The sequence below is a fragment of the Acinetobacter sp. V2 genome, from assembly GCF_001188385.1.
GTDB classification, from domain to species: Bacteria; Pseudomonadota; Gammaproteobacteria; order Pseudomonadales; family Moraxellaceae; genus Acinetobacter; species Acinetobacter oleivorans.
In genome coordinates this window covers 114,449-124,357 of the sequence record NZ_JZFB01000003.1, presented here as the reverse complement: position 1 = coordinate 124,357, position 9,909 = coordinate 114,449, and the positions used below count along the sequence as shown (strand labels likewise).

The window sequence follows — 9,909 nt, the reverse complement described above, 5'->3', positions numbered from 1 at the left end:
CCTGCCGCTGCGGAAACACCACCCAAAAAGTTGGTCGGTAACATCCAGAATAAAGAGGATGCCGTCAGCACACCTGAGGCTGCGATGCAAAGGCAAATTAAAGAGAGGGTTAGATTTGAAGCGAATAAAGTTGCAAATGTGAGTGCTATAGCACCTGCACACATTGGAATAATTAAGTGCCAGCGGCGTTCTTGGAAATAGTCACCACTACGCCCTGCCAAAATCATGACCACAATGGCACACATATAAGGCAAGCTGGTGAGCAAACCGATATGCCAATTATCACTAATGCCTGAGTTACGAATGAGAGTTGGTAGCCAAAATGTAATGGCGTATTGGCCCATCACTACACAAAAATAGATACCTGCGAGTAACCATAACCGTTTATCCGCAATAAACTCTTTGACACTAGCATGACCTTCTTTGTGCTGGTTATCTTGAGCAAGCTCTTGCTTCACCAAGTTCTTTTCGTCTTGAGTTAACCAGTTGGCGTCTTGAACTGAATCTTTTAAAACAGCGAGTACCAATAGGCCAACAAGTACAGTAGGAATGGCTTCAATAAGGAACATCCACTGCCAGCCAAACCAACCATGTACACCGCTCATTCGGTCCATGATTAAACCTGAAAGTGGTCCACCAATCATTCCCGAAATTGGAATTGCGATAAACCAGAGAACTGTCATGCGCGCACGGCGGTAAGATGGGAACCAGTAAGTGAGGTAGAGCAACAAACCCGGAGCTAGCCCAGCTTCAGCAACACCAAGCAAAAAACGTAAGGTGTAAAATTGCCATTCGGTTTGAACAAAGGCAAAACAGCCAGACAAAATGCCCCATGTAATCATGATACGGGCAATCCAACGTCTTGCGCCTACCTTGTGAAGTACGATGTTACTTGGTACTTCACAAAGAAAATAACCAATAAAGAAAATCCCTGCGCCTAGCCCATATACAGCTTCACTAAACTGTAAATCGCTCATCATTTGGAGCTTGGCAAAACCCACATTTACCCGATCTAAATAGGCACAAAAATAACAAAGCATTAAAAATGGCATAAGCCGAAATGCAATTTTTCGATAGGCTGATTTACGAACCACCGTATCTACTTCAGATGAAAATACTATATCCATCATGCGAATCCCTTTACATTTGGCCACAGTATCCTCTTGTGACCATCATTCTATTTTTAGTTTTTAAATGACAAGCCTTAATGAATCAGCATGCCACCATTTACATCGAGCGTTACACCAGTTAAGTAAGCTGACAGATCACTTGCCAAAAATAATGCTGCATTTGCAACATCTTGCGCTTTACCTAAACGTCCGAGTGGAATACCTGCAAGAATGTCGTGACGACGGTCATCATTCATTAAACCGCCAGTAATATCAGTATGGATTAGACCCGGAGTAAGAGAATTTACACGAATTTGGTCAGGACCAAACTCTCGAGCCATCGCTTTTGCTAGACCTAACACCCCTGCTTTGGCAGCGCTATAGTGTGGCCCGCCAAAAATACCACCGCCGCGTTGAGCTGAAACTGAAGATAAGCACACAATGCTTCCCCCACCATTTGCTTTCATATATGGAATAACAGCTTGAGACATAATGAGTGTTCCGCGCAGGCTGACATCTAAAATACGATCATAATCATTGCGCTGAATATCGAGTGTTTTAACTGGCTGAGTAATGCCAGCATTGTTGATTAAAATATCAATCTTGCCGTAGTGCTGTAGTGCTTGTTCAACAGCTGCTTTGACCTGTTCTTCATTTGCAACATTTGCAGCAAGACCTAAATGTCCTTCACCAAGTGCCTTTGCAGCGTTTTGGCTTTGAATAATATCTAAATCAACAATAATGACTTTAGCACCTTGTTGTGCAAAGATTTCTGCGGTTGCTCGCCCAATTCCACGTTCTGATGCTGCACCAGTAATTAATGCCACTTTTCCTTGTAGTAACATGTTCAATCCTCTTTTACGCTTTATTTCCTAAGTTCTGACTTAGAATCTCTTTTTTCACAAAGCCCAGCAATCAGCTCGAATTCAACAAGGCATGAAAAAAATTCATGCCTATGTTATTTTTAAATAAGTTTTAGGGATAAAAACGGATCATTTCATGGATAGTAGTGAAAACAATTTCAACCAGATGCCCTCAATTAAAACATTACAGGCTTTTGAACAAACCGCCCGTTTCGGCAATGTTGCCAAGGCAGCCGAGCATTTGAATCTCACGCCTTCGGCAGTAAGTCACCAAATTGCTAAGCTTGAAGAAATGATTGGGCAGAGTTTATTTATTCGTGGTGCTCGTGGTGTGACGCTTACCCCTTCTGGCGAACGCTATTTTCAAGATGTCACGACCATTTTGCATAACCTGATGTTAGCGACTGAAAAAGCTGCTGATAAAAGTCCTAAAGACAGTTTATATATTCATTCATCTCCAAGTTTTGGTTTGCTTTGGCTACTGCCTCGCCTTGAATCATTTAAAGAAAAATTTCCAATGATTCAGGTCAATCTGTCGTGTTCTTATGAAAATTTGCACTTTACCCGCGATAAGATCGACATTGATATTCGTCATGGTTTACCCAACTGGACAGGGGTAGAAATCAGAACGATTCGTAATGAAAAGCTAGAAGTGCTTGCATCCCCCAAGCTACTTGAACGCAGTCCGGTTCATAAACCTCAAGATTTATTAAAAAAAGAACTGATTTTATCGCGCTCAACTTTGGTTACTTGGCCACAATGGTTTGCCCATCAGGGTCTAAGTATTCCTGAATTTCCCTACACTTTGAGTTTTGACCGCTCTTATATGTCACTTGAGGCAGCCACACACGGACTAGGATTTGTTTTAGAAAGTAATTTACTCACTCAAAATTACTTAGAATCTGGGAAATTAGTTAGAGTTTTTGCAGATGAGCTATCGATTCCTATTTCTGCTCATCATTTGGTATATCCACGAACGCATCAATTTATTCCTAAAATTGAGCTATTTTTAAACTGGATTCATGATGAGCTGGCGGATTGAGAAACTAATTTTTAAATGATCTGAATTTCCTCAACTCTTAAGTGATGCATCATCTCTCGAACAAATACAAAGTAGGTAAAAACATAAAGCTGATTTGGAGCCACTTGGCTTGTGTAGTAGCTCAAACGCTCAATAAAATTATTGAATCCATGCTCAAGCTCAATACGGCTGATTTTCTTTTTTGCACTAAAAAATAACTCGCTAAGTTGTATCATGGCTGCATCAGACGTAACAGCTACACCACTTATCTTTAGATTTCTGAGTGGCTGTGACTCTATGATTTCTTCAATGAAATAAATCATCTTTTCGATAGCAAGCTCATCAATAACACCATGGCCGATACTTTTTGAATCAACAAAACCCAAACCCTGTTCGAGTTGAATATTTTGATTATCTATGTCAAATGACAAGCCATTAAGTCCAAGTGAAAATTTTAAAACCAATTCGGGATGATTCATAAAGATAGCTTACCATTGAGTTTTATTAATAGGATTAGTGCTAGCTTATTCAATACTTAGCGTTAACAGCGCTAATCATCATTAACACTATATATAATAAAAAACTCTTTAAAAAGACGAAAAATCAATCTTATATACATCTAATCCTAAGATTAAAAAATAGAGTATAAACATGAAAAAATTAGTAATTTTAAGTTTCGCCCTTTATAGCTTTGCACAAATTACAAATGCGGCCACATTAAACGTAAAACCATATGGTACAACTCAAGATGGTCAAAAAGTTGATCTATACACCATGAGCAATAACAAAGGAGTCTCTGTTTCTTTTATTAGTTATGGGGGCGTAATTACACAAATTTTGACTCCCGATGCACAAGGTAAACAAAATAATATCGTTTTAGGCTTCGATGATCTAAAAGGCTATGAAGTCACTGATACCAAGGAAGGCATTCATTTTGGTGGATTGATTGGTCGTTATGCGAACCGTATTGGTAATGCTAAATTTAGCTTAGAAGGAAAAACGTATAACCTTGAAAAAAATAATGGACCGAATTCATTACATAGCGGTAATCCGGGTTTTGATAAACGTGTTTGGCAAGTTAAGCCTTTGGTTTCTAAAGGTGAAACCGTTAAAGCTTCTCTTAAGTTAACCAGTCCAAATGGAGATCAAGGCTTTCCTGGAAAGTTAGATGTGGAAGTGATCTACAGTCTTTCAGATCAAAATGAATTCAAGATTGAATATAAGGCTAAAACTGATCAACCGACTGTCGTCAATCTCACCAACCACAGTTATTTCAACTTGTCAGGTGCTGGCAACAACCCTTATGGCGTACTGGATCATATTGTACAACTTAATGCAGACCGTGTATTGGTAACCGATCAAAATTCTTTACCCACAGGTGAAATAGCTTCGGTTGCAGGTACACCTTTTGATTTTCGGACACCTAAGGCGATTGTGAAAGATATTAGAGCGAATCATCAGCAATTGGCCTATGGATATGGCTATGACCAAACTTGGGTACTTAATCAAAAGTCTCAAGGAAAGTTAAATCTTGCAGCTCATGTTGTTGATCCGAAATCTAAACGGACACTGCAAGTCTTAACTACTGAACCAAGCGTTCAAATGTATACAGCCAATCATTTACTAGGAAATGTTGCGGGTGCAAATGGCGTACTCTATCGACAAGCAGATGCGTTAGCATTAGAAACACAGCATTTTCCAGATAGCCCGAATCAACCATCCTTCCCTTCTACACGTTTGAATCCAAATCAAACTTATAACAGTGTCACCGTATTTAAATTTGGTATTCAGAAATAGTCTTTTTGATTGGAACTATAGTTATCTAAAAAGACTCTCAGCCGAATATGACTGAGAGTCTTTTCATTTATTTAACTTTTGTGTTTGGTAAAAATGCAGTTGCAAATCCAAGTAATGGCAAGAATGAACATAAACCAAATACCCATTCAATGCCGTTAATATCAGCTAAATGTCCTAACCCAGCTGCGGCAATACCACTTACCCCAAACATAAGACCAAACATTAAACCTGCAATCATACCCACACGGCCCGGAACAGCTTCTTGTGCGTAAACCACCATGGCAGCAAAAGCAGACGACAACACCAAACCTGCAATAATTGAGAAAACTGTTGTCCAAAATAAGTTTGCATACGGCATCATTAATGCAAACGGCGCCATACCAACAAATGAAACCCAAATAACCGCTTTACGGCCAATCTTATCGCCAATTGGGCCACCAGCAAATGTACCTAAAGCAACAGCTGCCAAGAACGCAAATAAATGCAATTGAGCAGTCTGGATACTGATATGGAACTTTTGAATAAGATAAAAAGTAAAGTAGTTACTAATGCTGGCAATGTAGGTAAATTTAGCAAACATCAATAAACTAATTGTGCTCAAAGCAATGATCAGCTTATGGCCATGCAATTTACTTTGTGCTTGGTTTGCACGTGTAGCCACCTGATTTTTAGCATGACTCACCGTCCAGCGGCTTACGCCAAATAAAACCCAAATCGCTAAAAGTGCAAATATCACTAAGCCCGCTACTGCATGCTGCCCAAATGGTACAATCAATAACGCTGCTAATAATGGGCCAATGGCAGTACCTGTATTTCCGCCCACCTGAAAAGTCGACTGTGCCGTACCAAAGCGCCCACCCGATGCCATTCGTGCCACCCGTGAAGCTTCAGGGTGAAAAGTTGCAGAACCTACTCCAATAAGTGCAGATGCACATAACAACACTGTAAAGCTTGGTGAAAATGCTAACAAGATAATGCCGCAGAATGTGACCATCATTCCGAGTGGGAGAAGATATGGTTTTGGATGTTTATCGGTATAAAGTCCAATCCAAGGCTGAAGCAGTGAACCTGTAATTTGATATACAAACGAAATCAGGCCAACTTGAGCAAAACTCAGCGAAAAGTTTGCTTTTAGCATTGGATAAATAGCGGGTAGCACTGCTTGAATCAAATCATTCAGTAAATGTGCGACCGCCACGGCGCCTACAATTTTAATAATCATTCCTTGAGGCTGATCATTTGCAACGGTATTGGCAATACCATCTTTCAATTGTATTGAAGACGTCATACCTGAAAAACTCCAATATTTTAAGTAAGATGCTTATTGTAAATTGTCGCTTATAAAGTTATCTTCCAATAATCATTGTATAAGTGACAATTTTTAGGATAGTTTATGTCCGATTCTCTTATTCAGTCTGATTTATCTGAACTTGTGATTGGGCTATCTTCTGAGCATTCTTATCGAGAAATCACCCCTACCCACACACATACACGTGCGCAGTTTTTGTATGCATCCACAGGAAACATTCAGGTGTTTACACCGAACAATGTCTGGATTGTGCCACCCATGTGTGCCTTATGGATTCCTGCTCATGTTGAGCACAGTGTGATTTCACTAAGTCACGTGAAGTTAAATACGGCGTTGGTTGAAGTAAATGCAGCCGCTCTAATGGGGCAACATTGCTTTATTATTCGGGTAAGCAACCTGTTGCATGAGCTTTTGATTCGTTTAAATGAAATTGAACGAGAAGACACGCCCAATACGGCGACGTCTCAAGAACTTTCCCGTTCTTTACAAATTTTGATTTTTGAAGAAATTCATCGGGCCAATTTGTTGCCTATTCAGATTCCTTGGCCGAAAGACAAACGACTATTAAAAATTTGTCAAGAGTTATTACATACTCCTGACCATTCAAAAGACTTAACAGATTGGGCTGATGAGATTGGTGCGAGTTCTAGAACCCTAATGCGCATGTTCCAAAAAGAAACTGGACTGTCTTATCGGGCATGGGTCCAGCAAATGCATATTGCACTTGCCTTAAGTAAAATCGCGAATGGTGAATCTATTGCTCGAATTTCTGAATCACTGGGGTATAACAACCCCAGTGCGTTCAGTGCGATGTTTAAGCGACATCTAGGAAAAACACCTCAGCAGTTTAGAAGTTCTGCGATGTCGCTATAAGTCTTTTTTTTTGCAGGTAGGTCATGCTTTTCAAGCAAATCATCAAAATCGTGATAGACATGAAGCTCACGATCTTTACCAGTTCTCGCATGATCTAATCGTTGTTCAGGATCCACTAAAACAAGCGTATGGCCATCATCAATCAGACGATCTACACCTTCTAAGAACATACGTTTACCCACATCGTGGATAAGTGAAATCTGGGTTAAATCAATGACGATTGTGCTTTGGTCAGTTGTCTCGTCTTGTAAAATGCGCAACAACATTTCAGCTTCGGTAAATTTCAATACACCGCGAAGCACATATACACTTAATGAAGCATCTTTTCCTGTACGGTAATGGCTTTGTACAATCGTTTGTGCAGAAGGTGTACCTTCCATGAGGTGTAATCCCATGTCACGGGATAACCGTTCTAAAATATCGATGCCTCGAATACTATGACCATGCTCATCTAAACGAGGAGAAAAAGCAGCAATACTGACCTGACCCGGCAGCACACCTAAAATACCGCCTGCTACACCACTCTTAGCAGGAATACCTACAGTCGACAACCAGTCACCCGCGGCATCATACATACCACAGCTCATCATGACACTGAGCACTTGTCTAACGACAGATCGGTTTAACAAACGCTTTCCAGTTTTAGGGTCAACCCCACCATTGGCAAGTACACTGCCCATACGTACCAAGTCTTTAACTGTAACCATGATCGCACATTGACGAATGTAACCATTCACAATATCGACCGGGTCAGTTTCTAAAATTCCGACAGTTCGCAACATATAACCGATCGAAAGATTACGGTAGGCAGTTTTGACTTCCGAATCATAAACAGACTCATCAAAACTTAATTCACGCCCTGCAAGTTCGCTCATAAAACGGCGTAGAATTTCTGCACTATGTAAACCATGCTTGACCTGAATCAAGGAATGTACAGTAATTGCGCCAGAGTTAATCATCGGGTTTTTCGGACGTCCGTCTTTACCCAATGAAATTTCATTGAAGGCTTCCCCCGAAGGCTCTACCCCTACTTTCGCAAGTACTGCATCAATGCCAAGCTGTTGTAAAACATAGGCATATACGAACGGTTTAGAAATCGATTGAATGGTGAATTCAACATCATCATCTCCAATCGAATAAATTTCGCCATCTACCGTAGACATGGCCAAAGCTAATCGATCTGGATTTGCATTTGCTAACTCTGGAATATAGTCAGCTAGATGTCCGCTATTATCTACCTCACAGGCTTCTATCACATTTGCCAAATAATCTGGGAGAGGGGTTTTCATGGTCAGTAACCTTAAATGAGGAGATTTACACTTTCGATCATTTTTTCAGCACAACCTGCTGATAATATTAAAATTATAATTTTTTAGTGAAATAAAAATCACGATATAAGTATTGTAATTCCGATGGCTTATTTATTTCAAGCTCATTATACGTTTTTAAAAACTTTAAATAGAAGATTAGTTTATTCTTTCTACAAATAGAACTCCATTTAAATGATCCACTTCATGTTGAACAATTCGAGCCGGAAAACCATGGAAAACCGTTTCAACGGCTTCACCCTGAAGTGTTAAATATTTCACCTTAACCATTTCTGCACGTTCAACTTGTCCACGCTCATCTGGCACACTTAAGCAGCCTTCTTCACCCAAAAGCGTTTCATTTGAGAACTCTAAAATTTCAGGATTCACCATCACCACAGCATCCATTTCAGGTGCATCGGGATAGCGTGGGTTTGGTCTGGAAGCCACAATAATGACGCGTTTAGAAATATAAACTTGCGGTGCGGCAATCCCTACGCCATTACGCTCAAGCATTGTTGCTTGCATAGCAGCAGCAAGCTGATAAAGCCAATCACTGTTCAACTCATTTGCCGAGACAGGAGCCGCAATCAGTTTTAAGATATCTTCACCACGCTTTGCGACTGGTAAAACTACACTCATCCTTTGAATCTCTCATTAAACCCGATATGACGAGTTTTATTGTGTCGCTGAATGGCTCAAAAGAAAAGTCATTCCTACATCTGTTTTTGTTTCATCTAATGCGTTTTTTGTTTTAAAGCTTTTTTATTTGAATGATAAAAATCTACACCTCTTCATAGAACAAATTTCCTCCATTTACTTTTACTTCACTTTTCCATTAATATCCAAACTTCAATTACAACAATTAAGTAAAAAATGGATCAGGACTTAACTTTGCAGGATGCGAACTATCTTAATAAAGAAGATAAACGAACTCTTGCCCTTTCTTCATTGGGCGGTGCTTTAGAATTTTACGATTTCGTGATTTATGTGTTTTACGCCAAAATCATTTCCGACCTGTTTTTCCCAAGTACGCTTAGCCCTTTTTGGGCCATGCTTAACACCTACGGTATTTTCGCAGCAGGTTACTTTTTTAGGCCATTAGGCGGGGTTGTCATGGCCCATTTTGGTGATCTGGTCGGGCGTAAAAAACTATTTTCACTTTCTATTTTGCTAATGGCGCTACCTACTCTGTTTATCGGGATATTGCCGACCTTTGAAAATATTGGGTATTTGGCCCCCCTACTTCTACTACTCATGCGTGTAGTGCAAGGGATTGCGATTGGGGGTGAAATTCCAGCCGCATGGACCTTTGTGTCTGAACATGTTCCCGAAAGAAAAATTGGACTGGCAAATGGTTTATTGACTGCCGGATTGTCTTTAGGAATTTTATTGGGTGCGCTGATGTCTTTATGGATTTCACTCAATTTTAGTGAAGGGCAAATCCATGACTGGGCTTGGCGTATTCCTTTTATTGCAGGTGGTATTTTTGGTCTGATTGCACTTTATTTACGGACTTATTTAAAAGAAACGCCTGTGTTTAAAGCCATGCAGGCACGTAAAGAAATTTCAAAAGAAATGCCTGTAAAACAAGTGTTAAAAACGCATAAAACAGCCGTTGCGATTGGCA

At 40.0% G+C, this 9,909-nt stretch carries 10 protein-coding genes; 4 read left to right on the top strand and 6 right to left on the bottom strand.

Features of this window, described 5'->3' with window-relative positions; translation table 11 throughout:
- Both UC75_RS11525 and UC75_RS11520 read right to left on the bottom strand, forming a co-directional pair.
- Window positions 1-1,127, bottom strand: a 1,127-nt coding sequence (locus tag UC75_RS11525; RefSeq protein WP_228137307.1) for an MFS transporter, incomplete at its 3' end; no start/stop codon positions are given.
- Window positions 1,128-1,204: 77 nt separating this feature from the next.
- Complete coding sequence (locus UC75_RS11520) at window positions 1,205-1,954, bottom strand: SDR family NAD(P)-dependent oxidoreductase (RefSeq protein WP_049837678.1); 750 nt, start codon at window positions 1,952-1,954, stop codon at window positions 1,205-1,207.
- A 184-nt stretch (window positions 1,955-2,138) separates the two neighbouring features.
- Between UC75_RS11520 and UC75_RS11515 the strand changes: the two genes are divergently transcribed.
- Complete coding sequence (locus UC75_RS11515; protein ID WP_098714593.1) at window positions 2,139-3,014, top strand: LysR substrate-binding domain-containing protein; 876 nt, start codon at window positions 2,139-2,141, stop codon at window positions 3,012-3,014.
- Window positions 3,015-3,025: 11 nt separating this feature from the next.
- On the opposite strand, the gene UC75_RS11510 is transcribed toward UC75_RS11515, so the two are convergent.
- On the bottom strand, window positions 3,026-3,472 hold the full coding sequence (locus UC75_RS11510; RefSeq protein ID WP_049837676.1) for a hypothetical protein: 447 nt from the start codon (window positions 3,470-3,472) through the stop codon (window positions 3,026-3,028).
- A 172-nt stretch (window positions 3,473-3,644) separates the two neighbouring features.
- Here UC75_RS11510 and UC75_RS11505 point away from each other — a divergent pair, with 172 nt between their 5' ends.
- Window positions 3,645-4,790, top strand: a complete 1,146-nt coding sequence (locus UC75_RS11505; RefSeq protein WP_049837675.1) for an aldose epimerase family protein — start codon at window positions 3,645-3,647, stop codon at window positions 4,788-4,790.
- A 67-nt stretch (window positions 4,791-4,857) separates the two neighbouring features.
- On the opposite strand, the gene UC75_RS11500 is transcribed toward UC75_RS11505, so the two are convergent.
- On the bottom strand, window positions 4,858-6,078 hold the full coding sequence (locus tag UC75_RS11500; protein WP_049837674.1) for an MFS transporter: 1,221 nt from the start codon (window positions 6,076-6,078) through the stop codon (window positions 4,858-4,860).
- Window positions 6,079-6,183: 105 nt separating this feature from the next.
- On the opposite strand from UC75_RS11500, the gene UC75_RS11495 reads away from it, so the two are divergent.
- Window positions 6,184-6,972, top strand: coding sequence for an AraC family transcriptional regulator (locus tag UC75_RS11495; RefSeq protein ID WP_049837673.1), 789 nt, complete (start codon window positions 6,184-6,186; stop codon window positions 6,970-6,972).
- Here UC75_RS11495 and UC75_RS11490 read toward each other — a convergent pair.
- Window positions 6,939-8,261 (bottom strand): glutaminase, encoded by a 1,323-nt coding sequence (locus UC75_RS11490; protein ID WP_004703144.1) that lies wholly within the window; start codon window positions 8,259-8,261, stop codon window positions 6,939-6,941. The two genes, UC75_RS11495 and UC75_RS11490, sit on opposite strands and share 34 nt — an antisense overlap.
- A 177-nt stretch (window positions 8,262-8,438) precedes the next feature.
- Complete coding sequence (def, locus tag UC75_RS11485) at window positions 8,439-8,921, bottom strand: peptide deformylase (RefSeq protein WP_049837672.1); 483 nt, start codon at window positions 8,919-8,921, stop codon at window positions 8,439-8,441.
- Window positions 8,922-9,155: 234 nt separating this feature from the next.
- Here def and UC75_RS21350 point away from each other — a divergent pair.
- Window positions 9,156-9,909: MFS transporter (locus tag UC75_RS21350; RefSeq protein ID WP_228137306.1), on the top strand; the 754-nt coding region annotated here is incomplete at its 3' end.

What these genes read in the sequence shown, in the direction of transcription:
- UC75_RS11520 (WP_049837678.1), bottom strand. Translation starts at nt 1,954, where the DNA reads ATGTTACTACAAGGAAAAGTGGCATTAATTACTGGTGCAGCATCAGAA.
- UC75_RS11515 (WP_098714593.1), top strand. Translation starts at nt 2,139, where the DNA reads ATGCCCTCAATTAAAACATTACAGGCTTTTGAACAAACCGCCCGTTTC.
- UC75_RS11510 (WP_049837676.1), bottom strand. Translation starts at nt 3,472, where the DNA reads ATGAATCATCCCGAATTGGTTTTAAAATTTTCACTTGGACTTAATGGC.
- UC75_RS11505 (WP_049837675.1), top strand. Translation starts at nt 3,645, where the DNA reads ATGAAAAAATTAGTAATTTTAAGTTTCGCCCTTTATAGCTTTGCACAA.
- UC75_RS11500 (WP_049837674.1), bottom strand. Translation starts at nt 6,078, where the DNA reads ATGACGTCTTCAATACAATTGAAAGATGGTATTGCCAATACCGTTGCA.
- UC75_RS11495 (WP_049837673.1), top strand. Translation starts at nt 6,184, where the DNA reads ATGTCCGATTCTCTTATTCAGTCTGATTTATCTGAACTTGTGATTGGG.
- UC75_RS11490 (WP_004703144.1), bottom strand. Translation starts at nt 8,261, where the DNA reads ATGAAAACCCCTCTCCCAGATTATTTGGCAAATGTGATAGAAGCCTGT.
- def (WP_049837672.1), bottom strand. Translation starts at nt 8,921, where the DNA reads ATGAGTGTAGTTTTACCAGTCGCAAAGCGTGGTGAAGATATCTTAAAA.